Raw genomic sequence first — 25999 nt, forward strand, 5'->3', positions numbered from 1 at the left:
CGCTAAAAGTTCAGAGAGTTGCCTCATTGAAATCCAGAGTGTAGGCGAGGTGAGTGATTTTGATTTCAAAGTTAAAGCGCCGGCTTTTCAGTTTCTCACGTTAAAACTCAAAGTCGGCACAATCACAATTATGATTTAATTCAGCTTTTTAGCGTCTGGTTTTGGTTTGCAAAGGTAAGTCGAGTTAAGCTCTTGGTATCGCAAACTTAACCCTTTGAGTCTTAAACATAACAAGGCGTTTAAGTGGGATTCATGCCGCGTGGCATTTTTGGTTTGCGGTGATTTTTGTGGTGAAAGTGGTCTGCGGAAGGTTGGTTTATGCGGCATTCACCCCTTAACGCGGCGTTATGTTTAATCACCAAAAATCAGTGGATTATGGTTTTTCTTTGGTACTTAATCGTATCTGAAATTGTCGGCGATAAGTTTATCGGCATACTGGATTTCCAACCTTGTTGCGTTGAACCGAATGATGAAAATGTATATCTGGGGTTTGGTGTGGAAATTCCTTTTGGCCTAGAACATATCATCGATATAGAACGACCACCGCAAGACTATGTTGATTGGCAATTAGCCCAGAAGCCAGAGAAAGTCTGGTATCGTCGGTGATACATAACAAACAATTTAAGAGTGATTCACCACGCTTGGCATTTTTGGTTTGGGTTTAATTCAGTGTTTACGGTGTTCAATTTGAGTGTAGTGGTCGCGTGGTTCACACCTTAATTGGGCGTTAGGCGCTATTCACTTTAGGATTAGGGATGAACGTAGAATTTAAAGTGATCAATTTGGCGCAAGATTATGATTTTTGTGTAGCTGCTCGAAAGGATGCTTACTATTGCAGTTTCGAGACCTTTTCGGGTTTTGATGATTTCATAGCAGGTTATCGAGAACGAATCCAAGAAAGGCAATCTGAAGCAGGTTGGTTTTACATCCATATCTGGTTGGATGGAAAATTGGTAGGGCAGTTAGAGTTTCGTTCCTTTTCACCCGAGCCAGAGACCGGTTATGTTCATTTGGTTTACTTGTTGCCTGAAGTTCGCGGTTCTGGTTTGAGCCAGCAAGTTCAGGTCTACATCGAAACAGAATTAGCACGAGCTGGTTGTGATCGTGCTGTGCTTTCCGTGAGTAGAACGAACGCAAGGGCGTTAAGGTTCTATAAGCGTAATGGTTGGGTATATTGTTGCGCTAATCCGAAGCACGATGAAACCGATTTTTACCAATTACAGCTGCGCGCCTAACAAAGCGTTAAAGAGGGACTTGGCACGCGTGGCATTTTCAATTTGCGTCGGTTTTAGTGGTTAAGGTGTGATGCGGTCACGTTTGTAGTGCGTGCCTGCGCCCCTTAACGCGGCGTTATGTTTAGTCACGTAAAATCAGTTGGTTGCATCTTTTCTTTGCATTCTCGGCTTTCTAATTTTGGTCTTGTCGGCAAGTTAAATTCAGTGGTCGCTGTTTTCTGGACTCCAATTCGTGGGCGCTAAAAGTTCAGAGAGTTGCCTCATTGAAATCCAGAGTGTAGGCGAGGTGAGTGATTTTGATTTCAAAGTTAAAGCGCCGGCTTTTCAGTTTCTCACGTTAAAACTCAAAGTCGGCACAATCACAATTATGATTTAATTCAGCTTTTTAGCGTCTGGTTTTGGTTTGCAAAGGTAAGTCGAGTTAAGCTCTTGGTATCGCAAACTTAACCCTTTGAGTCTTAAACATAACAAGGCGTTTAAGCGGGATTCATGCCGCGTGGCATTTTTGGTTTGCAGTGAGTTTTGGTGGTGAAAGTGGTCTGCGGAAGGTTGGTTTATGCGGCATTCACCCCTTAACGCAGCGTTAGAAAACCTTCGTGGAATTTACAGTTATCGGTGGGCGGTTTGCAGCCAATTCAATCAGCGGTGATTACGCGTTTCACTTCTAATCACGCGCACGGGCTGCAAACAATAGTTCGGCGCGCGCATTGCCTTTCAATTTTTCGCACTCCCGCCATGTAGGTTTTTCGTGTCGCCAATATGCACAACTTCTCTCAAGTTTAGGCAAGTGCAATTGGCTTATTCAGGCAAAGTTGGGTGGCGGTTAAATTCTGCTATGGGCGTAGTGGTTTACTTGGGTTTGGGCTGTTACTTTAGCTTTTTTGAGCGCTGTGGTTTCTAACAAGTAGTTCAAGCGGGATGCCAAACAGTGCGCTGTTTTCGCTTCGCTCAAGTTTAGCGCACAACTGTTTGTCACCCCTTAACTAAGCGTTAGGCAAATGGAGATAGGCGTGAGTTTAAGAATAATTGAAGTCGTAGATTTTCAGTCGTCGTGGGCTGATGATTTTAACCGAGAGAAAGCGCTAATCTGTAATGTGTTAAGCCAAGAAAATGTGGTGGGGGTTCACCATATCGGTAGCACTTCAGTTGAAGGTCTATGTGCGAAACCAATTATAGATATTCTGCTTGAAGTTAAATGTCTCAGTGAGCTGGATGAGCAAAGTTGCTTGATGGAATCGTTAGGTTATCTTGCTAAAGGTGAGTTTGGTATCCCGGGTAGGCGCTACTTTCAAAAAGGTGGAGTTCAACGAACTCATCAAGTCCACGCCTTTCTAACAGGTTCACATGAAGCACAAAGACACATCGCTTTTAAAGAGTATCTTATCGCTTTTCCTGAAGTAGCCGATGAGTATGGTGTGTTAAAGAAAGCTGGTGCAGCGCTCTGCAACAATGACATAGATGTATATTGCCGCCATAAAGACAGCTTTATTAAAGAGCATGAGGCTAAGGCTCTCAACTGGAAATTTGCCTAACAAAGCGTTAAAGAGGGACTTGGCACGCGTGGCATTTCCAGTTTGCGGTAAGTTTAGTGCTTAAGGTGTGATGCGGTAACTTTTGTAGTGCGTACCTGCACCCCTTAACGCGGCGTTATATGCCAGTAATCAGAAAGTCGATAGCAGAGATGATCTCGTCTCTAAAAGTGCTTAGATCATTTACAGGCTCTTTTAGAATTTTGGTTGGTACACTTGCCATTTGATGAGTCAGAATTACGAAGTCACCTTCATCAATATGGATTACGGGGCATAGATGACTGGGCGCTTTTTTCTCTAACAACCTAGTAGGCGTGAGCGGAATAACTAATCGAGTGTTCAATGTATCAAGCAATTCACTTTGAACGTCAACAAAGTATGGGTATGCGGTTGAAGTGCTTTTATCGTTGTTTTTGTATAGCGAAAATTGTGGCATTAGAATACTCGATAAGAATCAGAAAATAGTCCGTGGTTTTCAGTTAGCTCGTTGCAAGCATTAATGGCATCAGCATTTTGCTCTAACCATTCAGCTTTCAGGCGTTGACTCACTTCTTTCTCAAGTGCCTTTTCCATTGTTGCCGAAAGGTTTATATTTAAGCGTTTAGCCTCAGCGAGTAACTCGCTGTTTAAGCTTAAGTTTGTAGCTTTCTTTGGGGCTTGCGTACTATATGCGTTTCTCATGATAGCAACCTATGCGTATTGTGTGTGCGCATAAATTATAGGTGCAATGCAAGCATATAACAAGGCGTTTAAGAGGGATTCATGCCGCGTGGCATTTTTGGTATGCGGTTGGTTTTGGTGGTGAAAATGGTCTGCGGAAACTTGGTTTATGCGGCATTCACCCCTTAACGCAGCGTTATGTTTAGTCACGTAAAATCAGTTGGTTGCATCTTTTCTTTGCTTTTTCAGCTTTCTAATTTTGGTCTTGTCGGCAAGTTAACTTCAGTGGTCGCTGTTTTCTGGACCCCAATTCGTGGGCGCTAAAAGTTCAGAGAGTTGCCTCATTGAAATCCAGAGTGTAGGAGAGGTGAGTGATTTTGATTTCAAAGTTAAAGCCCCGGCTTTTCGGTTTCTTACGTTAAAACTCAAAGTCAGAATGTTCAAAATTATGAGTTAATTCAGCTTTTTAGCGTCTGGTTTTGGTTTGCAAAGGTAAGTCGAGTTAAGCTCTTGGTATCGCAAACTTAACCCTTTGAGTCTTAAACATAACAAGGCGTTTAAGAGGGATTCATGCCGCGTGGCATTTTTGGTTTGCGGTGATTTTTGTGGTGAAAGTGTTCTGCGGAAAGCTGGTTTAGGCGGCATTCACCCCTTAACGCAGCGTTATGCGATGGCGTAAATTTTAGCTTGACCTTAGGTTAAGTTGAGGTGTTAGGTTACTTTGAGTTGATACTTTAGCTCATTGATAAAAAGGATATATTTGAATATGACAAGGATCGAGCATTTAAATATTACAGTTCCAGATATTGACGCTGCATTGGCATTTTTAGTTATTGTAGCTCCGGACTTTAATGTACGAAAAGATGTTAAAACTTCAGATAGACATCGTTGGGTTCATGTGGGCAACAAGCAAAGCTATTTTGCACTTCAAGAGCCTCATCTAGACTCACTTGTTCCCCAAAATTTTCAAAAAACGTATAAAAACTACGGTCTAAACCATATTGGCTTGGTTGTGGATGATCTTGAAGCTATAGAGAGCCGGCTGATTGAACAAGGCTATCGTAGAGGTATTTTTGCTCCCGAAGAGGCATATCGAAAAAGGGCGTATTTTTTCGACAAAGCTGGCTTTGAGTGGGAATTAACAGAGTTTTTGTCTGACGTAGAAGATGAAATGTACTTGTATGAGTAAGTTGTGAAAATCGCATAACAAACAATTTAAGAGTGATTCAGCACGCTTGGCATTTTTGGTTTGGGTTAAGTTTAGTGATTAGGGTGGTCAAATTAAGATCGTGGCTGCGTGCTTCACACCTTAATTGGGCGTTAGGGCTCAGGAGTAAATATGGACAATTTAGGTAACTTCCCCCCTCATTTTTGGAAGCAACTAGAGTGGATTGAAAAGGTAACTAATCCAGTTATTAACATAATTCCTCCTGCTTTAAGCCGGCAGCTTGAGCTGATAGATAAGCTGTTTCCTCCGGGTCTTCGTGATTTATTAAATGATATTGAGAATCAGCAAGATCAACTTAAAGAGGCTATCATCGCGTTAGCTAATAATGGTTGGTTTGTAGGTCTGTCTTTGCCTCTACGAATTCAAAAGCAAGTGCTTAAGAAAATTTCAGAATATCCTGAGCAAGTTGATAGCATTTTGTGTGACTATTATGAATCAAACCTCGAAAGTATGGAGCAGACTCTAATTACTGGACAACCAGACCGGAGTTCCGTCATAAGAGATATTTTCGCAGGGCATAAAGCTAAACTTTATTCATTAACAGTCCCTACAGCATTTGCTCAAGTAGACGGTATCTGTGTTTCAAGCGAGTTTCAGGGGCATTTATTCATGCGCCCCCGTGGTAGCGAGTTATCTCAGTTTGGCAAAAACATAATTGAAGCCGATCTATGCGACTACCAAAAGTTACTGTTTAGTCCATTTATGATGAGCTTACCTATAGCATTCAACATGAAAGAACGTGAGAGTTCAGAAGTTAACAAATTAAACAGACATACTGTAATTCATGGTGAGTCAACAGATTACGGAAATAGAGTAAACTCATTAAAGTCGATAGTTTTGCTGTGCTACGTGAGTGAAGCCCTAACAAAGCATTTAAGAGTGATTCCCAACGCTTAGCATTTTTTATTCCATTGTTTGGTTTTGTGTTTACGGTGGTATGGTTAGGTTTTCGTGGTAGCGTTGCTCACACCTTAATGCGGCGTTAGGAGTAAAGTTGGAATTTAAGTATCTAGAAATTGATGACCCGCGAATTAAAGAAGTAATGGCTTTATTCGAAGGGGGAAAAGAAATTGGAGGCACATCGTCTATGAGCTTAGAGAGTGCTTTAAAAGGGATCTCTCACTCTGTTGTATTGGTGTGTATCGATGATGAGAAGTTGATTGGAGCTATTGAGTTCTCGCCAATTGATAGCGAAGAAGTTCGAATTAGAAATTTGGTCGTTGAAGAAAGTTGGCGAAGAGGTGGGATAGGTAGTGAGCTATTAGTTCGAGCTGAGACCAGAATTAAGTCTGATTACACTCCTGCATTTATCAAAACCATTCCTATGCTATGTTCATATGCTTTGTTTTCAAAATTTGGATACTCTTGGGATAGTAATAGTGAATATGACTGGTACAAAGCTGTTTACTCCTAACAAACTGTTTAAGAGTGATTCGCAACGCGTGGCATTTTTACTATGCGTTGGTTTTAGTGTTTAAGGTGGTATGCGGCGGCTTCGGTATTGAGTTGCTCACACCTTAACAGGGCGTTAGGCTTATAACAGTAAAATTATTAACGAAGGAAAATTAAATGAAGAATAAATCACGGGTTGAAAATGAGCTAGAGGGTCAAGAACTAAAACAAAAGTCTGCTTCAGTATCCAAGTGGGTATCGATCTGGTTTCTTTTTTTAGTTGTCTTGTTCGTTGTTTTGGACCAATTCGGTTGGGCTCATCCATTATCGGGCTTTGCAGCGAGTGCTTTAGTGTTTGTCTTTTTTGCTGCTTTCGATGCTAAAGAAGGCGCAAGACCCACGAAAATAGTAGTAGCAAATGTTATCGTAAATGTATTGGTTCTACTCTTCGCATTTTTTATGCTTCCAACAAATAGTGCTTTGGAAAAATTAGAGGAAATGAACCAACCAACATCTCTATTTGAGCACTTGTTAAAAAAAGCCTAACAAACTGTTTAAGAGTGATTCGCAACGCGTGGCATTTTCACTATGCGTTGCGTTTGGTGTTTAAGGCAGTATGCGGGAGCTTCGGTATTGCGTTGCTCACACCTTAACAGGGCGTTAGTCGCCAGAAAAAGCTAGCAATCAAAATCATGTTTTTAAGCTCAAAATTTGGCTGCTGATTGTTCGGTTCACTGGTTCATCGTCGTAGGTCCAAACTCATTTTCAGCTGTTTTAAGTCCAAAGTTTTGCAAGTGTCCTCGCGGTTGTTCTGTTCTTTGGTGCTGACAGAGCAGGGCAATCGAGAGTCTGCTTTTGGTTGTAATTCCGCTCGGTGAGTTTGTTGGGTACAAAAGCCGATTTACTCGCTGAAATGACGTTTTCTCTGGTGTGGTAAGTTCCACGTAGTTTCAGTGACCTTGTTGAAAGTCCGCACTATGAGATTGGCTTTCCAAAAGCGCTTTTTGGTGTTGTCAGTCCGTTTTCTACGGCGTTGTTTGTTCTAAGTGGTTTCATTGAGTAGTCGCTTTGAGACTACGCCTGACTTAAATGCATCAAAGCACATAAAGTTTGTTGTTCGCAAAGTTTAGTTCGGCTTAAAATTGTCGCTCGGTGCCTCGCGACTAACAAACTGCTCAAGAGGGATTCGCAACGCGTGGCATTTTTACTATGCGTTGAATTTAGTGATTAAGGTGGTATGCGGCGGCTTCGGTATTGCGTTGCTCACCCCTTAGCAGGGCGTTATGTACTTTCTCGAAAATTTACCTAGCCAACGTATGAAATTAGGTCGTAAACTTAGCTTAATTAAAGGGTTAGGTGATAGATATGGCATTTTCAGAAATTGAGCAACAGCGTTATAGAAAGGTAGTGGAGAAGTACCTTGATTCTTGTCGGCCGCCAGAAGAGATCCGCAACCAACTTGATATTGGGTATCGGTTAGAGGGGCAAGTTATCGAAATCTTCGAGATACGTCCTAAGTGGAATGATCCATCCGAAAAAATGGAGTGCCCAGTAGCCAAAGTCAAATATTATAAGTCGCGTGACGCGTGGAAAATTTACTGGAAGAAATCCGACCAAAAATGGCATTCGTATGAGCCAATTCCAGAGATTCAACTTCTAGAAGCTTTCTTGGAAATATTGGAAGACGATACTTATGGGTGTTTCTGGGGATAGAACCAACCACGTACATAACAAACTGTTTAAGAGTGATTCGCAACGCGTGGCATTTTTACTATGCGTTGATTTTAGTGTTTAAGGTGGTATGCGGAAGCATCGGTATTGCGTTGCTCACACCTTAACAGGGCGTTATACCAATTGATCGTAATAAGCTCCAACTCAAAACACTATCGAGTGAAGCTTGGTTTCTATATACTTCCTTATTTCAAAGGAAAACCAATATGGAAATGATCATCGTTTCATCAGAACAGCAGAAACGTCTAATCATGATCTTTACTCGTACAGCATCGCAAATGTCAGATAAAGCACTTCTAAGTGATCTAAGCTCATATTCGGTGAACTCCAGCGTTTATCCTGCTTTCAAAGCCGCCTCAGATCTACGAGTAGATCGTATAAAATTACCATTTGGTGATGATAGAAGAGGCTCTTTAGAGGGTGGAGATTTCCTTTATCGTTATCTGTCTCGAGGGTATATCTGCCTTGGTGATTTCACGGGGCAACCTAAGCCAGATTTATCACAATGGGGTGTTCGCTCAGTTCGTAAGTTACCAAAAGTTGGTTTTGGCTTATAAGTTAAGTTGCTTATGACTGGCCAAAAATTGGTATAACAAGGCGTTTAAGAGGGATTCATGCCGCTTGGCATTTTTGGTATGCGGTTGGTTTTGGTGGTGAAAGTGGTCTGCGGAAGGTTGGTTTATGCGGCATTCACCCCTTAACGCGGCGTTAGGCAAAATGAGGATTGTTTCTTGAGTGGTTTTGGAAATACAGCGGTAGGGTTGTCAAAGAATCCGTTGGGTATTATCGCATTGGCTTTTGTCTTTGTGTATGCGATTGCAGGTTTGTTTGCTTCTCAAACAGATTTAGAAGTGAGCTTATTGTGGATATTAATTCTATTTTTAGTTTTGTTTCCATGTTTAGTGTTGTATGTGTTTTATCGACTAGTGACTGAACATCATACGAAACTGTATGCACCATCAGACTACAGTAATGAAGATAACTTTGTTCGGGCTTTACAAGGAAGAGTCCATGATCTTGAGGCTTTAACCGAGCAAATTGCAGAGCAAATCGACAACCAACCGTTATACCGGTATACAAAGTTAGGGGAAGCCGGCAAGCGAATTACGTTGTTTCTTTATTCGGATACATCATTCGAATTAGTCAAATTTGCTGAAAATCTAGGGCTAGATGTACAAGAGGTGCAACGAGAAGTGCGGTTGGTTGAATCTTATGGCTGGTGTTCCGTGGCTCAACACCAAGTTCAAATTACTGAAAAAGGCAAGGTTGAGATAGGTACATTTGAAGAGATCTGTTATGGCAGATTCCGATAAAATTTTGCCTAACAAACGCTTTAAGACGGATTCGCAACGCGTGGCATTTCCACCATGCGTTAATTTTAGTGATTTAGGTGGTTTGCGGAACCATCGTATTGCGTTGCTCACCACTTAAGCGGGCGTTAGCTTTTCATCGTAACCATTGTTTATGTACTATTGAGCTCGTTTTTCGTTCGTTATTGCAGGCTTTCCTTCCTTATTACAGTCTTTTATGTACTGGTTTGGTTCCCTTTGTGTACTATGTGTTATATGTTAAGTTGCTGTATAAAAAGGAATTATCCTGAATTTATATCTGTATTTCTAAATACTGTCTCTAGAAAGAATATCCATACCAATTTAAAATTTTTGTATTGAAATTGATTTGAGGTGTCCTATGGATGGTGTTTTAGAGGTAGTTAGTTCTGTTTTAGGGTTGCCGACAGAGAAACTAGCCTTAGTTATTGCAGGCTTGTCTTTACTGGTTGTTTTAGTTGCTTTGCGCCTTATTTCATCAGTGCTTAGTGAGGGAAGAGGGGGTAAATAAGTGAAAGAGTGGTCGAAAATGCCATCTTCTGTATTTGTGGAGGCGAGTGATTCGCCTCTTAGATACATGACTTGGTCAGGTGAGAACAAATCAGACTATATAGCAGCACTAATGCTCTACATGGTGTTAGTACATCATGTTAACGAGCAAAATAGCCTCCTCAATGGTGAAGCAGGAACGGTCAGTCTTTCCTATGAGGCACTTTGTGAATTAACAAACATAAGTCGGACTAAAGTTTCGAAAGGTCTTAATGTGCTTGAGCGTTACGACTTAGTGAAGCGAACTACTGTAGGGCGAATAAATATATATGAAGTGGTTGGCTATCTTAATTATAGCGGTTGGGCAAAATTGCCTGCGAAAGGGCTATATGACAAAAATCTATCTCATGTGGAGGCATTCAAAAGTTTTAAACTAAGAAGCAAATCGGAGCTGAATGCTCTAAAAATTTATCTAGTTCTAGTAGCGTTCCGAGATGATCTGACAAATCACACAATGTTAGGTTATGACAAAATATCAGAATATGCGTTTGTACAACGTAACGATATAAAATCAGCTCTGTCTTTACTTGTTGCAATGAAGTTTATTCACATTGACTCGATTGCTACCGAGCACAATGCATACAGTACAAACAATGTGTATCGCCTGTGTTATCTTGAGGTATATAAACACAGAGGAACGAAAGCTCTTAGTGAGTTTATTGCACAAAGCTAACAAAGCATTTAAGAGTGATTCCCAACGCTTGGCATTTTTCATTCAATCGTTGGGTTTTGTGTTTACGGTGGTATGGTCGGGTTTCGTGGTAGCGTTGCTCACACCTTAATGCGGCGTTATGCTTAATTACGTAAAATCAGTGGGTTATGGTTTTCTTTGCTCCCTTAGCTTTTCAGTTTTGTGTTTGTCGGCAAGTCGGCTTTTTTGAGCGCTGTTTTTCGGACATCAATTCTTTGGCGCTGGAAATTCAGGTAATTGCCTCAATCGATTTTTGGGTAAGCGCGAGGTTAGGGCGGTTGGCTCAATCAGCAATTTGATCTTAGGTTTTTGAGTATCAGCAGCTAAATTTCGAAGTCTGATTTTCAAAATCATGAGTTATTTCGGTTTTCTACGTTTTGGTTTTTGTTTGTAAATCAAAGTTGAGTTAATCTTGTTTCCAGAAAACGTAACCCATTGAAGCTTAAGCATAACAAGGCGTTTAAGCGGGATTCATGCCGCGTGGCATTTTTGGTATGCGGCGAGTTTTGGTGGTGAAAGTGGTCTGCGGAAGGTTGGTTTAGGCGGCACTCACCCCTTAACGCAGCGTTATGCCCTAATGGGCTCACAATCAGGTAGAGATTTTATTGAATGGCGACAATAGCAGAAGTAAATAACTTCAAGTGTAAGGTTTTCGACCCTGAGACGTCTGAACTTTCACATCAAGAGCTCAAAACAATGCTCAGGCAGCTATATGCATACTATCCGTACACCAAAACCGCTGAAGGAAATAGAGAGCCTTATGGCGCTAGCTCTGACTACTCAAAGGAGTGGTTTCAGTGTTATCACCATTTGCTAATGTTGATAGATATGCGTAGGCAGGAGAGGAAATTCAGTATTTCAATCTGGATATCAATCTTGGCTTTGGCGGTATCCATTCTTGGCGTAATTATTCGTATCTCAACAAGTAGTTGAGCGGGCATAACAAAGCGTTAAAGAGGGACTTGGCACGCGTGGCATTTTCAGTTTGCGTTGGTTTTAGTGGTTACGGCACTATGCGGTAGCTTTTGTATTGCGTGCCTGCGCCCCTTAACGCAGCGTTATGCTTAATCAAGTAAAAATCAGTGGTTTATGGTTTTCTTTGTTCCCTCAGCTTTTCAGTTTGGTGTTTGTCGGCAAGTTGGCTTTTTTGAGCGCTGTTTTTCGGACACTGATTCTTTGGCGCTAGAAAATCAGAGAATTGCCTCAATCAAATTTTGAGCAAGTGCGATGTTAGGGCGGCTGGCTCAATCAGAAATCCATTTTTAGGATTTTAAACTCCAAACTAGATTTGCCAAAACCCCAAGTCTGATTATTAAAACTATGATTCATTTCGGTTTTCTACGTTTTGGCTTTTGTTTGTAAATCAAAGTCGAGTTAATCTTGGTTCTGGTCAAACGTAAGTCATTGAAGCTTAAGCATAACAAAGCGTTTAAGTGGGATTCATGCCGCGTGGCATTTTTAGTTTGCGGTGATGTTTGTGGTGAACGTGGTCTGCTGAAGCTTGGTTTAGGCGGCATTCACCCCTTAACGCGGCGTTATGTTTAATCACTAAAAATCAGTGGGTTATGATTTTTCTTTGCTCCCTTGGCTTGTGAGTTTTATGTTTGTCGGCAAGTTGGCTTCATTTGGCGCTGCTTTCTGGACATCTATTCTTTGGCGCTGGAAATTCAGAGAATTGCCTCAGTCGATTTTCGAGTAAGCGCGAGGTTGGTTCGACTGGCTCAATCAATATTTTGATCACAGGTTTTTGGGCTTGATTGCCGAAATTCAAAGTCTGTTTTTCAAATCTATGAGTCGTTTCAGTTTTTTAGTTCTTGGCTTTTGTTTGCGAATCAAAGCTGAGTTAATCTTGGTTTTTGTAAAACGTAAGCCCTTGAAGCTTAAACATAACAAAGCGTTAAAGAGGGACTTGGCACGCGTGGCATTTTCAGTTTGCGTTGGGTTTAGTGGTTACGGCACTGTGCGGTAGCTTTTGTATTGCGTGCCTGCGCCCCTTAACGCGGCGTTATGTGTTTACTCGGCAAATACGCGAATTCTATGGTTGTCAGGATCAATCGCAACAAATGTTATGCCGTAAATTTGCTCGATTGGCTCCAACAGGAACTGAATACCTTTATTACTCCAGTCTTGGAACAAGCAATGCAGAGCATCTCTGTTTTTAATCAAAATTGAAATTTCTGTGCCGCCGCCAGTAATGCTTGAACTCGGATTGCAGTGAGCAAGTTGTTTAAGTTCTAATAGTGGGCCATCTGGCAATTTAAATGAAACAAAAGTAGGTGAAAGCGCCTTAGCCTTGCAGGGTAAAATCTTTTCGTAAAACTCTTGGCTTGTTTGAATGCTCTCGACGTAAAGCACGATAGAATCAATAGTAATCATGGTATATCCCTTACGGTTCAATGTGGCGATTACTCTATACTTTTCTCGAGTCAGAAATTGTCAGTAGCGTGTAGAACACACACATAACAAGGCGTTAAAGAGGGATTCATGCCGCGTGGCATTTTTGGTTTGCAGTGAGTCTTGGTGGTAAAAGTGGTCTGCGGAAGCTTGGTTTATGCGGCATTCACCCCTTAACGCGGCGTTAAATGGCATTTAGCTTTGGTATCACAAGAATAGTAAAGGAGTACAAGTGGATAATTTTTCGGAGAAAACTAAAGCTATCTATATACCATTTGTAAAACTGGTTTTTTTTACCCTTAGTAGCTTAATACTAGTGAATTGGTTGTTTGGTGAGCAGCTTAGCACTTTGGCTAATCGCCACTTTTACTTATCCAGTTTCCCGTTTTTATTGTCAGCAGCTCTTTGTATCGTGATGGTAAAACCGTTAGGGATACTTACATATAAAGGTAATTTTAGTCGTTCATTAGTTCTTATTATCATGGTTTTTTATCTTTCTATGTTAATCACAATGGTACAAGACCTACCTCGTTGTTGTTCAAATGAAGTTAAATCATACAATGACCCCTATAGTCTGAATTCAAGTTCACACCAAGGAAACATAACTTTAAAGAACTACAATGTCATGAGGAACAAGATTATTGATAAAATTAGCCTTAACAGTAGATCTGCTAGGGGTGGTTCTATAATTTCAATTTCAAATCACGTCTCAGTTCCTTTAAATATAAGTATGACAGTCTGGGCTGTATTTCCTTTTAGTCAGGATATTAAAGCAAATTCAAGCGAGACAATGCTGAATTCTTCCATTCACGCCCTAAGACATATGTCAAGGCAACATGTGAATAGTTATGACTTTTCTGATGTTAAGTACTTTAAATTGATCCCCGACTCTGATTATAGAGATAATTACATTAGTTCGATTTATGAGAAATACCCCAAGTTAAAAGGAAAGAAACTAACGATACTTTCTCCTGAAAACATAGAACTTAAGAAGTCTATATATATTAAGTTGGGTTTTTTGTTCTTTATATTGATTTTTGGAGGGATGTGTCTATTTGTTGTAATTGAGCTTCAATCATTGAAGCAATCAGCGAATGATAAGTAGTTCAAGCCATTTAACAAAGCATTTAAGAGTGATTCGCAACGCTTGGCGTTTTTCGCTTCGCTCAAGTATAGCCAAGCGCCGCTCACACCTTAATGCGGCGTTATGCGTCACTTTAACTCGCTGTCTTTGTAACAGTTTTTACCTCAAGTCTTTTCTTCAAATTAGCTTTTAGGTACAGTGGCGTAATTAAGTTTTATGTTGGTCTTGGCTTTTCGCTTTTCAATTTAAGCTGTGACCAGAATCATCATTCACCAGCCAAACGCTTCTTTGCAATTTTGAGTTTGGTGGGTGTTTTTTAATTTTAAGTTTGACTTACTGGTGCAGGCGCAAGCGCTTTTAAATTAGTGTGTTAACGCATAACAAGGTCGTAAACGCGGACAAAAAACTGTTGGCTGTTACGCTTCGCTCCACATTTTAGCCAACATTTTTTTGCCGGTTACAACGGCGTTAGGTAACTATGAAAACTTCAACCCTTCGCATATTTTCCGGCTTAGCACTTTTGGGCTTTTGTACGACTGTTTTTATAAACCTTTGCAGTCACTTCAGTATTGAGCTTTCTGAAGCTGCTATTTTCATTCCTCAAGTTTTTGTAATAGGATTAGCATTCCCTCTAGTTAAAATGTGCAACGAAACGACCCCTGTTCACAATAACGGAAATTTAATGCATATCTTTTCAGCAACTAAAGGTAAATATCTATTAGTTTTAGCCTTAGTTGTGATCTATGGAGGCATTAACTTTTTTTACTTTATTCATTTAACAAAACCATTTCCTAGAGGTGAAGCGCCTTTACATATTCAGAGCGGTATTTTTTCGTCTATGCAGATGATATTCGCATTTTTAGAATTAATCATCGCTACGGCTTTAATTAAGATTACAGGCGAGAAAAAAGTTACCTAACAAGCCATTACAGTGACGGGACTTTTAACAGTTGGCTTTCCCTCACTGCGTTCGTTATTTTAGCCAACAATTAAAAGCCCCTGAATGGGGCGTTATGCGTCACTTTAAGCCGCTATCTTTACAGCGGTTTTTACCTCAAGTCTTTTCTTCAAATAAGCTTTTGGGTACAGTGGCGTAATTAAGTTTTATGTTGGTCTTGGCTTTTCACTTTTCAATTGAAACTGTGACCAGAATCATCATTCACCAGTCGTGCGCTTCTTTGTAATTTTTGGTTCGGTGGGTGTTTTTTAATTTTAAGTTTGGCTTATTGGTGCAGGCGCAAGCGCTTTTAAATTGGTGTGTAAACGCATAACAAGGTCGTCAACGCGGACAAAAAACTTGTTGGCTTTGCGCGTGCCTCGCAAATTATAGCCAACAATTTTTTGCCGGTTACAACGGCGTTATGTGTAAAGGAATCTATGACAAAATTCATCAATCTTTTCTTGTGTCTACTTTCTCTAAACTGTCTTGCTGCTGAGCCGATAAAAGAATGGAACGAACTCAATGAAATGTATGCAAGACAGATGGAAAATGGTCTATATCTAGAAGCTGTTAATACATCGCTAAAACTCAATAATTTAGAGCCAACAGATACCACAGTGTTGTTGTATATAGTTTACTCGCATACAAAAGCTGGCTTATCCGTTCCAATTTGGGTTTTGGCTGAGCCATGGCCTAATAAATCGGTTAAGGACCGCATGAACAGACTTATTGCTGAATCAATAGGTTCAAACACATAACAAGGCGTTTAAGAGGGATTCATGCCGCGTGGCATTTTTGGTATGCGGTGAGTTTTGGTGGTGAAAGTGGTCTGCGGAAAGTTGGTTTAGGCGGCATTCACCCCTTAACGCAGCGTTAGTTGCCTTATCAATATTGCATGTTCAATTTACTGTACAAGTAAAGTGAAGAGGACTATACTTGTTCCATTAAATGTACATGTGGAGGTTCTTATGAGAATCGTATCTTTTACTGAAGCTAGAAATGGCCTCAAAGCTGTTTTAGATGGTGTAGTTAATGATGCTGATACAACAGTTATTACACGCCGTGATTCTGAGGATGCAGTGGTTATGTCTTTAGACTACTACAATAGCCTTATGGAAACAGTTCATTTACTACGCTCTCCTAAAAACGCTGAACACCTAAACCGTTCGATAGCACAGTACCGTGCTGGTAAAACAACAGCACGAGAGTTAATTGATGAGTAGTAGTCAACGTTTATTATCGTGGACTGATGATGCTTGGGATGACTACCTGTATTGGCAAACTCAAGACAAGAAAACACTCAAGCGCATCAATAAACTCATCAATGATGTTAAGCGCTCTCCATTTGATGGCATCGGTAAACCAGAGCCGTTAAAAGAGAACTTATCTGGTTTTTGGTCTCGTCGTATTGATGATACGAATAGGCTTGTTTATGCAGTCGATGATCAAGCGATAACGATAATTTCATGTCGTTACCACTACTAAATTAGGTTCAGCGATCTGGCATCTAACAAGCAATTTAAGAGGGATTCACAACGCTTGGCATTTTTTCTTCTACTTCAAATTTAGTGTTTATGGCAGAATGCTTTAAGTGTGGGTGGTAGCGTTGTTCACCCCTTAATTGGGCGTTATGTGAACAAAACTGAGATTGATGTCGAGTTTATGAAAATATGATGCTCGACAGTTTCTGAACTGGAACAAATACTATTTCAAATCATAAACTTGGAGCGTGAGCATTGTGAGGTTTGTTTTAGTTGCACTAACACTGAACCATTTCATTTACTTGTATTTCGAGCACTTTATCGCCGGTGTAATGAGTAACCCTAGTGAAGCAGGTCAAGCTCCTGGATATGGGATGGTTTACTCATTGTTGCTCTTTCCTTTCCAGCTTTTTCTAGAACTAGTATTTATTGTCGCTTTGTTGTATCAAACTTTAGTAGTTCGTAAATGGAAAGGGAGCATATGGTACTGGCCTCCTTTTATATTAACGTTGCTTTTGATTCTAGATATTGGGTACTGACTTTGCATGTTCACATAACAAATTGTTCAAGAGGGATTCGCAACGCGTGGCATTTTTAATATGCGTTGGTTTTAGTGATTAGGGTGGTATGCGGCAGCATCGGTATTGCGTTGCTCACCCCTTAACAAGGCGTTATGCTTAATTACGTAAAATCAGTGGGTTATGGTTTTCTTTGCTCCCTTAGCTTTTCAGTTTTGTGTTTGTCGGCAAGTCGGCTTTTTTGAGCGCTGTTTTTCGGACATCAATTCTTTGGCGCTGGAAATTCAGGTAATTGCCTCAATCGATTTTTGGGTAAGCGCGAGGTTAGGGCGGTTGGCTCAATCAGCAATTTGATCTTAGGTTTTTGAGTATCAGCAGCTAAATTTCGAAGTCTGATTTTCAAAATCATGAGTTATTTCGGTTTTCTACGTTTTGGTTTTTGTTTGTAAATCAAAGTTGAGTTAATCTTGTTTCCAGAAAACGTAACCCATTGAAGCTTAAGCATAACAAGGCGTTTAAGCGGGATTCATGCCGCGTGGCATTTTTGGTATGCGGCGAGTTTTGGTGGTGAAAGTGGTCTGCGGAAGGTTGGTTTAGGCGGCACTCACCCCTTAACGCAGCGTTATGCTTAATCACATAAAATCAGTGGTTTATGGTTTTTCTTTGTTCCCTCGGCTTTTCAGTTTTGTGTTTGTTGGCAAACCGGCTTTTTTGAGCGCTGTTTTTCGGACACTTATTCTTTGGCGCTGAAAATTCAGAGAGTTGCCTCAATCAATTTTCGGGTAAGCGCGAGGTTAGAACGGTTGGCTCTATCAGAAATCCATGTCTAGGTTTCAAACTTCAAACTAGATCTGCCAAAATTCCGAACTTGAATATCAAAACTATGAGTCATTTCGGTTTTCTAAGTTTTGGCTTTTGTTTCTGAATCAAAGTCGAGTTAATCTTGTTTCCAGAAAAACGTAACCCATTGAAGCTTAAGCATAACAAGGCGTTCAAGAGGGATTCATGCCGCGTGGCATTTTTGGTTTGCAGAGCGTTTTGTGGTGAAAATGGCTTGCGGGAAGTTGGTTTGTGCGGCATTCACCCCTTAACGCGGCGTTAGTTGCCAACGAGAAAAACGTAGCTAAAGCCAGAATGTTTAAGGCTACTGTCCACGTGCTTTCCCCGGCTTTGTATTTCAGTTTAAAGCTTTTGGGTTTGTTAAAATCACGCTTCGGTTATTTTTGTGGTTTGGGTTTACTGTTTCAGAAACCGATTTATGTGTTGAAAGTTAGCTCTGTAACATTGTCTGTTCAAAGGAGCTTGTTGGTGTTGTTAGCCCGTTTTCTACGGCGCTGTATGTTCCAAGTGGTTTCAGTGACAGGTGCTTTGAATCTGCGCCTGATATTAGTTTTTCAAAGCACGTAAAAACGGTGTCGGCAAAGCGGTAATAAACTCCAAATCCTAGCCTTGGGCTTGGCAACTAACAAAGCATTCAAGAGGGATTCACAACGCTAGGCAGTTTTGGTTTGAACTAGCTTTAGTGTTTACGGCACAATGGTTTAGGCTGGGTGGTTTGCGTTGTTCACCCCTTAATGCGGCGTTATGTTTAGTCACGTAAAATCAGTTGGTTGCAGATTTTTTTGCTTTCTAATTTTGGCCTTGTCGGCAAGCTGGCTTTCGGTGGTCGCTGTTTTCTGGACTCCAATTCGTGGGCGCTAAAAATTCTGAGAGTTGCCTCATTAAAGCTCAGTGCGTTTGTGAGTCGAATAAAGCGTCTTAGTTTCAAAGTTTGAGCTCTAGTTTTCTGTTTCTCACGTTAAAACTCAAAGTTAGCACAATCAAATTTATGATTTAATTCAGCTTTTTAGCGTCTGGTTTTGGTTTGCAAAGGTAAGTCGAGTTAAGCTATTGGTATCGCAAACTTAACCCTTTGAGCCTTAAACATAACAAGGCGTTTAAGCGGGATTCATGCCGCGTGGCATTTTTTGTTTGCGGTGATTTTTGGTGGTGAAAGTGGTCTGCAGAAGCTTGGTTTATGCGGCATTCACCCCTTAACGCGGCGTTAGCTTTCAAGGAGGAAAATTGAGCGCAAGTGACTATATCAAAGAGGTTCGTTCTAAGATTGGAACGATGCCACTTCTTATCCCCGGCGTTGCGGGTGTCATTTTAAATGAAAATAAAGAGCTACTACTTCAGCAAAAATCAGATGGCACATGGAGCCTTCCTGCCGGAATGATTGAACCTCAAGAGTCGCCAGTGCAAGCATTGATCAGGGAAGTTCGCGAGGAAACAGGTTTGGCTGTAAAAGTAGATCGCCTACTTGGTGTATTCGGCGGTGAGGGTTTTAGTTTTACATACCCAAATGGTGATCAAGTTGAATACACAGTTATCATGTTCAAATGTGTAGTAGAAAGTTGTTCTCAATCCGCACTCGATGATGAAACGGTATGCCTTAAATGGTTTTCAAAAGGTAATATGCCAAGGCTTGAGCTGCCTTACCCGTTGGATTGTTTATTTGCAGAAAATGATTCAGCGTACTTCGTTGGCTAGAAAGCTAACAAATTGTTCAAGAGTGATTCGGCACGCGTGGCATTTTTACTATGCGTTAGTTTTAGTGGTTAAGGTGGTATGCGGAGGCATCGGCATTGCGTGCCTCACACCTTAACAAGGCGTTATATGGCAATCAAAGTTAGGAGTTTTTTTGATAACTGAACGAATAAAGTTTTGGGCTTTGGCTTATTTTGCCAAGAATGCTTGTCCAAGCCGGTTCTCGCTTTCTAGCGAAGCTGCAAAGAACAATGATTTTTATGAGACCAATGTATATTTCCCTCAAGGGACAGTAGAACAGTTAAATTCAATGTCCAAAGAACGAGTAGGGAGTCAGAGATTACTATATAGGTTTATCCCTCTAAAAAATGGACTGCAAGCTAATAAATTGATTAAGGGCTACAGGTTCTTAGATGACAACCAGACTACTGAATGCTTTGTATCAGAAGCTGCACTGAAACATGCTCGCATTGATGTTACATATTACTTAGGCTATTGGAGAGACGAAAACACCCACTGTACACCAGCTAAGCTTGTACAAATGGTTTTATGGCGCAAATTGCGCCTAATGTACATGGGTATTTTCTTTTCAAAGGTTCGTCAAAAGTTTCGTTCTTGGCGTATTTCTAAAAGGCTGCGTACACCTTTGCGCTCGAAGTACGAAATATACGAGTGCCTCATGTCTAGTGATAAGTTTTTAACCAAAGGGACGTTTAATAAAAGTGATTTAGTTGAACTGTTTTTGGGTCAAAAAAGCATATTTGACTATGAGCTTCACAGGAAATTTTCACAATCGCTTGATTGGATCTTGGAAGCATGTGTAGAAGATGGAGAAATTGTCAGAGTCAGTCATGCCAATGACTCTAACCCTCTATACAAAATGAAAGGCAAAGGTATTCATTACTTTACTCAGACCAAAGAAAATATACGAAACGAAGAGCATCAAAAAGAAATTCAAAAGACACAAGTCAGTATCCAGAACAGGATGTTGTTTTTAACTTTTTTACTTGTCATCGCAACGTTTATGACAGCGGTCGACAAATTTGATGCGACCTTAGAGGTTATCTATAAGTTAGCTGACTGGATAACAAAATTATTATCTTTAGGGTAAGCCATATAACAAACAATTTAAGAGTGATTCAGCACGCTTGGCATTTTTGGTTTGGGTCTAGTTTAGTGATTACGGCGTTCAATCTGAGTGTAGTGGTAGCGTGCTTCACACCTTAATTGGGCGTTATGCGCCCAAAATTGGATTCACATCCATGCTTTTGTGAAGGATACGGATAATCTCAATATTTTGACTGCCGATCTGACGATAAAATATTACGTGGCTTCCTTGTGGAAACTTTCTGTAGCCATCGCGAATTTCGTCACAGGCTTTACCAATGTCAGGATTTTCGGCTAACAGCCAAAATGAGTCATCAAACTGTTTTAGATAAATATTTCGCTGTTCGCGACCCCAACGTCGAGAGGTAAACAAGGCTATATCTCTTAAATCAGATTTCGCCTTGTTAGTTAACTGAAATGGTCTCATTTTCTCTCTTCGCTATCTAACTCATTGATAAACGAATCAAGGTCATAATCCGCAACTCCACTTTCTTCGCCCTCAACAAGCAACTGGCGTAAAGTGTTCATTTTAGTTTCTTGGGTTTCAAGTAAACGTAAAGCAGAACGAATAACTTCACTTGCAGAGCCATAGCGGCCGCTTTGGATTTGATTAGCAATAAAACCGTCAAAATGGTCACCCAAAGTAATACTAGTGTTCTTAGCCATAACTTAGTCCTTAGTACCAATAGATACCTAATTATGGTATTAGTTGAGCTTGGATGCAAGGCGCATAACAAAGCGTTCAAGTGGGACTTGGCACGCGTGGCATTTTTGGCTTGCAGTTTATTTAGTGGTTAGGGTGTGATGCGGTAACGTTTGTAGTGCGTGCCTGCGCCCCTTAACGCGGCGTTATGCTTAATCATTTTAAAACAGTGGTTTATGGTTTTTCTTTGCTCCCTCGGCTGGTTGGTTTCGAGTTTATCGGCAAGTTGGCTTTTTTGAGCGCTGTTTTCCGGACACTTATTCTTTGGCGCTAAAAATTCTGAGAGTTGCCTCAATCAAATTTTGGGCAAGTGCAAGGTTAGGGCAGCTGGCTCAATCAGCAACTTGAACTTAGCTTTTTTCGTTTTAGCTGCCAAAGTTCAAAGTCTGATTTTCAAAATCATGAGTCATTTCAGTTTTTTGGTTTTTGGCTTTTTTTTGCGAATCAAAGTCGAGTTAATCTTGTTTCCAGAAAACGTAACCCATTGAAGCTTAAGCATAACAAGGCGTTTAAGCGGGATTCACGCCGCGTGGCATTTTTGGTTTGCGGTGATTTTGGTGGTGAAAATGGCTTGCGGGAAGTTGGTTTGTGCGGCATTCACCCCTTAACGCGGCGTTATGTGCCTTTCATGTGAAGCGACAAACATTATGTGCAACCATTAACTTATAGAATGGCTAAAATTTCATATTTTAGAGGGTGTTATGTTTTTTAGCAGCAAGGTTAAAGTGGTGATTTCAGTGGTGGCTATAGCATTGTCTTCACTTTTACTGTCTCTTGATATGTTTGGTGTCATTCCATTTCTGATTCTAGTTGTGTCATTTTTTACCCTAATTATTCAAGGTGGGCTGTGCTTTCTTGGGTACAAAAATGGTGATGTTTTCGATGCTTATCAAGACCTAGAAAGAACAGAAGCAGCGGCACTAACTAATCTGTTCAAAGACAAAAAGGATTGTGAAAAACACTAACCACGGCACATAACAAACAATTTAAGAGGGATTCCCAACGCTTGGTATTTTTGCTTCTACTTCAAGTTTAGTGTTTATGGCACAATGCTTTAGGTTTGGGTGGTAGCGTTGCTCACCCCTTAATTGGGCGTTATGTAGCAAGGAGATTCGGTGTGCTTAACTTTTTGAATAAAAAGTCTTATGTTCAGTCAGTAGCTAAAGATGTGGCTCCGAAACTGTGTGCCAAGTTTGGGAAAAAGCCCGTTTATTCTTTTCAGGAAATTAGTTGGGCATTGAGCGAGATTAAGCGCAGTGATGACCAGTTTTATAAGTCAGTTTCTTACGGCATGTTGCTGCCATACAGCAATGAGTTGGCTATCGAGTTACAAGAAGACTTAGGCGACTTGTTAGAGTTTCAAAAGTCTGTTGGTGAGCTCTTATTTAACGTGTCGGAAGTTCCTTCGTTTGAAAGTTACCTGTTATATGCAGAGGTAAATTCGGCACCAAAATGTAAAGTTACGAACACGACTTTAGATAGTTCCGGTGGAGTAAACTTTCTTGATTTTGGTGGCGGTGACTAGCTACATAACAAGGCGTTTAAGCGGGATTCATGCCGCGTGGCATTTTTGGTTTGCGGTTGGTTTTGGTGATGAAAGTGGTATGCGGAAGGTTGGTTTGTGCGGCACTCACCCCTTAACGCAGCGTTATGCTTAATCACGTAAAATCAGTGGTTTATGGTTTTTCTTTGTTCCCTCGGCTTTTCATTTTTGTGTTTGTCGGCAAGTTGGCTTTTGTGAGCGCTGTTTTTCGGACACTTATTCTTTGGCGCTGGAAATTCAGAGAATTGCCTCATTCAATTCTTGGGTAAGCGCGAGGTTAGGGCGGTTGGCTCAATCAGAAATCCATTTCTAGGTTTTCAAACTTCAAAATGGATTTGCCAAAATCCCGAACCTGAATATCAAAACTATGATTCATTTCAGTTTTCTACGTTTTGGTTTTTGTTTGTAAATCAAAGTCGAGTTAATCTTGTTTTTAGTAAAACGTAAGCCATTGAAGCTTAAGCATAACAAGGCGTTTAAGAGGGATTCATGCCGCGTGGCATTTTTGGTTTGCAGTGAGTTTTGGTGGTGAAAATGGTCTGCGGAAAGTTGGTTTATGCGGCATTCACCCCTTAACGCAGCGTTATGTTTAATCACGTAAAATCAGCCGGTTGCATCTTTTCTTTGTTCCTTCGCATTTCCAATTTTGGTCTTGTCGGCAAGTTGGCTTTCGGTGGTCGCTGGTTTCTGGACTCCAATTCGTGGGCGCGAAAAATTCTGAGAGTTGCCTCATTAAAGCTCAGTGCGTTTGTGAGTCGAATAAAGCGTCTTAGTTTCAAAGTTTGAGCTCCAGCTTTCGGTTTCTCACGCTAAAAATCAAAATCATTAGAATCAAATTTATGAGTTAATTCAGCTTTTTAGCGTCTGATTTTGGTTTTTAAAGGTAACTCGAGTTAAGCTCTTGGTATCGCAAAACTTAACCCTTTGAGCCTTAAACATAACAAGGCGTTTAAGAGGGATTCATGCCGCGTGGCATTTTTAGTATGCGGTGAGTTTTGGTGGTGAAAGTGGTCTGCGGAAACTTGGTTTAGGCGGCACTCACCCCTTAACGCGGCGTTATGTATCAGGAGGAGAAAGATGCCAGATCTATTGGGTTCATTGATACAACTTCTTCAGTTGTTAGAGCAAGCTAAGCTGGGGTGGTTAGCTAACGCTTTGTTAGTATTTATAACCTTACTGAGCGTTGTCTACTTCTTGGCTTTTGTTATATTCAGCCCGAAGGTGATAAGACTAGCAAAGTTGATAAATTCCGGCTTTTCAGCAGCTAAACCAAAAATCAATGAAGCAATGAGCTCACCTTACGATTATAAGTTTTCTGAAAATAAGGTGTTTCTTTCAGTCTCTTTATTCATGTATTACATGTACATGATATTTATGCTTTTTTATGCGCTTCTGTTTTCTGGTATAGCTTCTGGCTTCTTATTGGATGAAAAGTTACCAATGACCAAATCTCTTCTAGCTTATGCATGTGCGATAGCATTCTTTGCCTTCGCACGTTTCTTTAAGTGCCAAGGAGATAAGGATCTATATAAGCTTCGGAGTTAAAAAATACATAACAAAGCATTTAAGACGGATTCCCAACGCTTGGCATTTTCAGTTTGCTTCGGCTTAAGTGTTTACGGCACAATACTTTAGGTGCGGTGGTCTGCGTTGCTCACCACTTAATGCGGCGTTATACGTTTAAGGAGAAATCGTGGTCGTCATATACGGAATAAAAGATCATTTGAATCCAATTAAAGCTGAGTTGTCCGATGTGATTCAGAACTCAATGACTCAAGCTCTAGGCTTGCCCGAGGATAAACGAGCTCACAGGTTTATTCCGCTTGATAAAAGTGATTTTTACTATCCTAGTGGTCGCACTGATGCCTACACGGTGATTGAAGTAAACATGATGGAAGGTCGCAAAGTAGAAACGAAAAAGGCATTGATCAAAGCGCTTTTTAGTAACATTGAATCTCGATTAGGCATTTCCCCCGTTGATATTGAAATCACAATTAAAGAGCAGCCTTCCCATTGTTGGGGTTTCAGAGGCATTACAGGTGACGAAGTCGCCGACTTAACCTACAAAATCCACGTATAACAAGGCGTTTAAGTGGGATTCATGCCGCGTGGCATTTTTAGTTTGCGGTGATTTTTGTGGTGAAAGTGGTCTGCAGAAGCTTGGTTTAGGCGGCACTCACCCCTTAACGCAGCGTTATGCGTCCTTAAAACTTGAGTAAGGTGTACAAGTGGAAAGTAGAGTTGTTAAAGCTTCAAAATTATTAGGTTTGGGCATTTTGTCGTACCCGATCGCCTATTCGTCACTTAACTTTGTTCTACCTATACTGATTGGAGTGCTAGGTAATGAAAATCAGTTCCTAGTTACAGGTTTAGAGATCATTACCTGGTTTGTGCTCCCCATTTTTTCAGTGTTCTATTTACTAGCATTTCACCAATTTGCTGGGACGCTTAGAAAATGGCAAAAATTCGTAGGGTATATGATGGTATCAACGGCAGTTATAGCTGAAGTGTTGTTACCCTTTATCGACAGAGGTTTAGTGAGTAGCTCTATTTCATTTTTGGCGCATATGGCTGAGCTTGTCATTTTATCCGGTTGCTTGTTGGCAATTGGCAGTCAAATGAAGCAAAGTGTCGATGTTGGCTGCAACGCATAACAAAGCGTTTAAGAGGGACTTGGCACGCGTGGCATTTTCAATTTGCGTTGAGTTTAGTGGTTAAGTTGTCATGCGGTTACTTTTGTATTGCGTGCCGGCGCCCCTTAACGCGGCGTTATGCTTCTTAATTGAGTCAGGATAAAGTATTGATAGAAATCGAATTTAGTATCTATCTGGCAAGTAAAAAGGATTGGGTTCATTTAGTCAAAAATGTTCACCTTCCGGTAGTGCCAAGAGTTGGTGAGTTTGTTAAGTTCAACAACCGGATTGTAGGCGATTACTTCTCTTGGACCGTAAATCAAGTAACTTATCGCGAAAGTGGAATGATAGAAGTAACTACTGCATTGCTCGATAACACTAACAACCGAATGTATTCATTCGAAGAGCAAGATGAGTTTCTAGAGTATTACCATTCTTATTTAAACGAGGGGTGGGTTTCACCTCATGGAATTAAAGCTAACAAGCAATACCAACGGTGAAAAGCAGAAGCATAACAAACTGTTTAAGAGTGATTCGCAACGCGTGGCATTTTTACTATGCGGTGGTTTTAGTGTTTAAGGTGGTATGCGGCAGCTTCGGTATTGCGTCGCTCACACCTTAACAGGGCGTTATGTGTCTTTCCGGAATTTATCTTTCTAAATCAAAAAGTAAAAATTAGAATTGCGGAAAATGTTTCTAGTGGATTACTAGTATGAATCGTCAC

30 protein-coding genes and 1 pseudogene are annotated in these 25999 nt (G+C 40.7%); 25 read left to right on the plus strand and 6 right to left on the minus strand.

Annotated elements, in window-relative coordinates; translation table 11 throughout:
• The first annotated feature begins 318 nt into the window (after window positions 1–318).
• The 3 genes from AOT11_RS14275 to AOT11_RS14290 all read left to right on the plus strand — a co-directional run bounded on the left by AOT11_RS14275 (window position 319) and on the right by AOT11_RS14290 (window position 2767).
• On the plus strand, window positions 319–606 hold the full coding sequence (locus AOT11_RS14275; protein ID WP_223848400.1) for a hypothetical protein: 288 nt from the start codon (window positions 319–321) through the stop codon (window positions 604–606).
• 149 nt (window positions 607–755) lie between these two features.
• Window positions 756–1235 carry a GNAT family N-acetyltransferase gene (locus tag AOT11_RS14280; RefSeq protein ID WP_001100124.1) on the plus strand — a complete coding sequence of 160 codons (480 nt, stop codon included), beginning with the start codon at window positions 756–758 and terminating at the stop codon, window positions 1233–1235.
• Window positions 1236–2245: 1010 nt separating this feature from the next.
• Entirely contained in the window at window positions 2246–2767 is a 522-nt protein-coding gene (locus tag AOT11_RS14290; RefSeq protein WP_017420670.1) for a GrpB family protein, read from the plus strand.
• 115 nt (window positions 2768–2882) lie between these two features.
• On the opposite strand, the gene AOT11_RS14295 is transcribed toward AOT11_RS14290, so the two are convergent.
• On the minus strand, window positions 2883–3200 hold the full coding sequence (locus AOT11_RS14295; protein WP_017420671.1) for a CcdB family protein: 318 nt from the start codon (window positions 3198–3200) through the stop codon (window positions 2883–2885).
• On the minus strand, window positions 3200–3445 hold the full coding sequence (locus AOT11_RS14300) for a type II toxin-antitoxin system CcdA family antitoxin (RefSeq protein WP_017420672.1): 246 nt from the start codon (window positions 3443–3445) through the stop codon (window positions 3200–3202). Before AOT11_RS14300 ends, AOT11_RS14295 begins: the two co-directional genes overlap by 1 nt.
• Before the next feature lie 745 nt (window positions 3446–4190).
• Here AOT11_RS14300 and AOT11_RS14315 point away from each other — a divergent pair.
• The 4 genes from AOT11_RS14315 to AOT11_RS14335 all read left to right on the plus strand — a co-directional run bounded on the left by AOT11_RS14315 (window position 4191) and on the right by AOT11_RS14335 (window position 6590).
• Window positions 4191–4613 carry a VOC family protein gene (locus AOT11_RS14315; RefSeq protein WP_004744059.1) on the plus strand — a complete coding sequence of 141 codons (423 nt, stop codon included), beginning with the start codon at window positions 4191–4193 and terminating at the stop codon, window positions 4611–4613.
• Window positions 4614–4763: 150 nt separating this feature from the next.
• Window positions 4764–5549: a hypothetical protein gene (locus AOT11_RS14320; protein WP_017420675.1), complete on the plus strand. Its 786-nt coding sequence runs from the start codon at window positions 4764–4766 to the stop codon at window positions 5547–5549.
• A gap of 97 nt (window positions 5550–5646) precedes the next feature.
• Window positions 5647–6066, plus strand: a complete 420-nt coding sequence (locus AOT11_RS14325; RefSeq protein ID WP_017420676.1) for a GNAT family N-acetyltransferase — start codon at window positions 5647–5649, stop codon at window positions 6064–6066.
• Between the two features lie 155 nt (window positions 6067–6221).
• On the plus strand, window positions 6222–6590 hold the full coding sequence (locus tag AOT11_RS14335) for a hypothetical protein (RefSeq protein WP_017420678.1): 369 nt from the start codon (window positions 6222–6224) through the stop codon (window positions 6588–6590).
• A gap of 185 nt (window positions 6591–6775) precedes the next feature.
• Here the strand turns inward: AOT11_RS14335 and AOT11_RS24130 are convergent.
• Window positions 6776–7100: pseudogene (locus tag AOT11_RS24130) on the minus strand (hypothetical protein).
• Between the two features lie 309 nt (window positions 7101–7409).
• Between AOT11_RS24130 and AOT11_RS14355 the strand changes: the two are divergent.
• From AOT11_RS14355 to AOT11_RS14385, 5 genes are all read left to right on the plus strand, one after another.
• Entirely contained in the window at window positions 7410–7757 is a 348-nt protein-coding gene (locus tag AOT11_RS14355) for a DUF3024 domain-containing protein (RefSeq protein ID WP_026050375.1), read from the plus strand.
• A 224-nt stretch (window positions 7758–7981) separates the two neighbouring features.
• Window positions 7982–8332 carry a hypothetical protein gene (locus AOT11_RS14365; protein WP_017420684.1) on the plus strand — a complete coding sequence of 117 codons (351 nt, stop codon included), beginning with the start codon at window positions 7982–7984 and terminating at the stop codon, window positions 8330–8332.
• 174 nt (window positions 8333–8506) lie between these two features.
• Window positions 8507–9088 (plus strand): hypothetical protein, encoded by a 582-nt coding sequence (locus tag AOT11_RS14375; RefSeq protein ID WP_017428752.1) that lies wholly within the window; start codon window positions 8507–8509, stop codon window positions 9086–9088.
• A 376-nt stretch (window positions 9089–9464) separates the two neighbouring features.
• Window positions 9465–9614 (plus strand): hypothetical protein, encoded by a 150-nt coding sequence (locus AOT11_RS23540; protein WP_155523002.1) that lies wholly within the window; start codon window positions 9465–9467, stop codon window positions 9612–9614.
• Entirely contained in the window at window positions 9615–10325 is a 711-nt protein-coding gene (locus tag AOT11_RS14385) for a helix-turn-helix domain-containing protein (RefSeq protein WP_223848399.1), read from the plus strand.
• 2031 nt (window positions 10326–12356) lie between these two features.
• Here AOT11_RS14385 and AOT11_RS14410 read toward each other — a convergent pair.
• Entirely contained in the window at window positions 12357–12719 is a 363-nt protein-coding gene (locus tag AOT11_RS14410; RefSeq protein ID WP_017420640.1) for a VOC family protein, read from the minus strand.
• 250 nt (window positions 12720–12969) lie between these two features.
• On the opposite strand from AOT11_RS14410, the gene AOT11_RS14420 reads away from it, so the two are divergent.
• From AOT11_RS14420 to AOT11_RS14490, 7 genes are all read left to right on the plus strand, one after another.
• Window positions 12970–13842: a hypothetical protein gene (locus AOT11_RS14420; protein ID WP_017428724.1), complete on the plus strand. Its 873-nt coding sequence runs from the start codon at window positions 12970–12972 to the stop codon at window positions 13840–13842.
• A gap of 457 nt (window positions 13843–14299) precedes the next feature.
• A complete protein-coding gene (locus AOT11_RS14425; protein WP_017420638.1) occupies window positions 14300–14740 on the plus strand; it encodes a hypothetical protein in 441 nt (146 codons plus the stop codon).
• Window positions 14741–15198: 458 nt separating this feature from the next.
• The gene (locus AOT11_RS14430; RefSeq protein WP_026050328.1) at window positions 15199–15519 is read left to right on the plus strand and encodes a hypothetical protein; all 321 of its coding nucleotides are present in this window, start codon (window positions 15199–15201) and stop codon (window positions 15517–15519) included.
• Window positions 15520–15729: 210 nt separating this feature from the next.
• Window positions 15730–15984 carry a type II toxin-antitoxin system Phd/YefM family antitoxin gene (locus AOT11_RS14440; protein ID WP_017420636.1) on the plus strand — a complete coding sequence of 85 codons (255 nt, stop codon included), beginning with the start codon at window positions 15730–15732 and terminating at the stop codon, window positions 15982–15984.
• Window positions 15977–16246, plus strand: a complete 270-nt coding sequence (locus AOT11_RS14445) for a Txe/YoeB family addiction module toxin (protein WP_026050329.1) — start codon at window positions 15977–15979, stop codon at window positions 16244–16246. Before AOT11_RS14440 ends, AOT11_RS14445 begins: the two co-directional genes overlap by 8 nt.
• A 2578-nt stretch (window positions 16247–18824) precedes the next feature.
• Window positions 18825–19292, plus strand: coding sequence for an NUDIX domain-containing protein (locus AOT11_RS14480; protein ID WP_017420618.1), 468 nt, complete (start codon window positions 18825–18827; stop codon window positions 19290–19292).
• Between the two features lie 151 nt (window positions 19293–19443).
• A complete protein-coding gene (locus tag AOT11_RS14490; RefSeq protein WP_017420620.1) occupies window positions 19444–20400 on the plus strand; it encodes a hypothetical protein in 957 nt (318 codons plus the stop codon).
• A 123-nt stretch (window positions 20401–20523) separates the two neighbouring features.
• Here AOT11_RS14490 and AOT11_RS14495 read toward each other — a convergent pair whose 3' ends face one another.
• Together AOT11_RS14495 and AOT11_RS14500 are read right to left on the minus strand one after the other, a co-directional pair.
• Window positions 20524–20823, minus strand: a complete 300-nt coding sequence (locus tag AOT11_RS14495) for a type II toxin-antitoxin system RelE/ParE family toxin (protein WP_017420621.1) — start codon at window positions 20821–20823, stop codon at window positions 20524–20526.
• On the minus strand, window positions 20820–21062 hold the full coding sequence (locus AOT11_RS14500) for a type II toxin-antitoxin system ParD family antitoxin (protein WP_011080384.1): 243 nt from the start codon (window positions 21060–21062) through the stop codon (window positions 20820–20822). The genes AOT11_RS14495 and AOT11_RS14500 overlap by 4 nt, the downstream gene beginning before the upstream one ends.
• 738 nt (window positions 21063–21800) lie before the next feature.
• On the opposite strand from AOT11_RS14500, the gene AOT11_RS14515 reads away from it, so the two are divergent.
• The 6 genes from AOT11_RS14515 to AOT11_RS14565 all read left to right on the plus strand — a co-directional run bounded on the left by AOT11_RS14515 (window position 21801) and on the right by AOT11_RS14565 (window position 25775).
• Entirely contained in the window at window positions 21801–22064 is a 264-nt protein-coding gene (locus AOT11_RS14515) for a hypothetical protein (protein ID WP_017420785.1), read from the plus strand.
• 152 nt (window positions 22065–22216) lie between these two features.
• On the plus strand, window positions 22217–22624 hold the full coding sequence (locus AOT11_RS14520; protein ID WP_026130484.1) for a hypothetical protein: 408 nt from the start codon (window positions 22217–22219) through the stop codon (window positions 22622–22624).
• A 1095-nt stretch (window positions 22625–23719) separates the two neighbouring features.
• Window positions 23720–24187, plus strand: a complete 468-nt coding sequence (locus AOT11_RS14540; protein ID WP_017420818.1) for a hypothetical protein — start codon at window positions 23720–23722, stop codon at window positions 24185–24187.
• A gap of 148 nt (window positions 24188–24335) precedes the next feature.
• Window positions 24336–24722 (plus strand): tautomerase family protein, encoded by a 387-nt coding sequence (locus tag AOT11_RS14545; protein ID WP_000260420.1) that lies wholly within the window; start codon window positions 24336–24338, stop codon window positions 24720–24722.
• A gap of 148 nt (window positions 24723–24870) precedes the next feature.
• Complete coding sequence (locus AOT11_RS14555; protein ID WP_017420648.1) at window positions 24871–25296, plus strand: hypothetical protein; 426 nt, start codon at window positions 24871–24873, stop codon at window positions 25294–25296.
• A 146-nt stretch (window positions 25297–25442) separates the two neighbouring features.
• The gene (locus AOT11_RS14565; protein WP_017420647.1) at window positions 25443–25775 is read left to right on the plus strand and encodes a hypothetical protein; all 333 of its coding nucleotides are present in this window, start codon (window positions 25443–25445) and stop codon (window positions 25773–25775) included.
• Window positions 25776–25999: the final 224 nt, after the last annotated feature.

This window comes from Vibrio vulnificus NBRC 15645 = ATCC 27562 (assembly GCF_002224265.1).
Lineage (GTDB): Bacteria > Pseudomonadota > Gammaproteobacteria > Enterobacterales > Vibrionaceae > Vibrio > Vibrio vulnificus.

Excerpts from the sequence above, each read along its gene's own strand:
- AOT11_RS14335 (WP_017420678.1), top strand. The coding sequence starts at position 6,222 with ATGAAGAATAAATCACGGGTTGAAAATGAGCTAGAGGGTCAAGAACTA.
- AOT11_RS14515 (WP_017420785.1), top strand. The coding sequence starts at position 21,801 with ATGTTTTTTAGCAGCAAGGTTAAAGTGGTGATTTCAGTGGTGGCTATA.
- AOT11_RS14315 (WP_004744059.1), top strand. The coding sequence starts at position 4,191 with ATGACAAGGATCGAGCATTTAAATATTACAGTTCCAGATATTGACGCT.
- AOT11_RS14300 (WP_017420672.1), bottom strand. The coding sequence starts at position 3,445 with ATGAGAAACGCATATAGTACGCAAGCCCCAAAGAAAGCTACAAACTTA.
- AOT11_RS14410 (WP_017420640.1), bottom strand. The coding sequence starts at position 12,719 with ATGATTACTATTGATTCTATCGTGCTTTACGTCGAGAGCATTCAAACA.
- AOT11_RS14425 (WP_017420638.1), top strand. The coding sequence starts at position 14,300 with ATGAAAACTTCAACCCTTCGCATATTTTCCGGCTTAGCACTTTTGGGC.
- AOT11_RS14430 (WP_026050328.1), top strand. The coding sequence starts at position 15,199 with ATGACAAAATTCATCAATCTTTTCTTGTGTCTACTTTCTCTAAACTGT.
- AOT11_RS14320 (WP_017420675.1), top strand. The coding sequence starts at position 4,764 with ATGGACAATTTAGGTAACTTCCCCCCTCATTTTTGGAAGCAACTAGAG.
- AOT11_RS14495 (WP_017420621.1), bottom strand. The coding sequence starts at position 20,823 with ATGAGACCATTTCAGTTAACTAACAAGGCGAAATCTGATTTAAGAGAT.
- AOT11_RS14445 (WP_026050329.1), top strand. The coding sequence starts at position 15,977 with ATGAGTAGTAGTCAACGTTTATTATCGTGGACTGATGATGCTTGGGAT.
- AOT11_RS14295 (WP_017420671.1), bottom strand. The coding sequence starts at position 3,200 with ATGCCACAATTTTCGCTATACAAAAACAACGATAAAAGCACTTCAACC.
- AOT11_RS23540 (WP_155523002.1), top strand. The coding sequence starts at position 9,465 with ATGGATGGTGTTTTAGAGGTAGTTAGTTCTGTTTTAGGGTTGCCGACA.
- AOT11_RS14365 (WP_017420684.1), top strand. The coding sequence starts at position 7,982 with ATGGAAATGATCATCGTTTCATCAGAACAGCAGAAACGTCTAATCATG.
- AOT11_RS14275 (WP_223848400.1), top strand. The coding sequence starts at position 319 with ATGCGGCATTCACCCCTTAACGCGGCGTTATGTTTAATCACCAAAAAT.
- AOT11_RS14355 (WP_026050375.1), top strand. The coding sequence starts at position 7,410 with ATGGCATTTTCAGAAATTGAGCAACAGCGTTATAGAAAGGTAGTGGAG.
- AOT11_RS14540 (WP_017420818.1), top strand. The coding sequence starts at position 23,720 with ATGCCAGATCTATTGGGTTCATTGATACAACTTCTTCAGTTGTTAGAG.
- AOT11_RS14500 (WP_011080384.1), bottom strand. The coding sequence starts at position 21,062 with ATGGCTAAGAACACTAGTATTACTTTGGGTGACCATTTTGACGGTTTT.
- AOT11_RS14440 (WP_017420636.1), top strand. The coding sequence starts at position 15,730 with ATGAGAATCGTATCTTTTACTGAAGCTAGAAATGGCCTCAAAGCTGTT.
- AOT11_RS14280 (WP_001100124.1), top strand. The coding sequence starts at position 756 with ATGAACGTAGAATTTAAAGTGATCAATTTGGCGCAAGATTATGATTTT.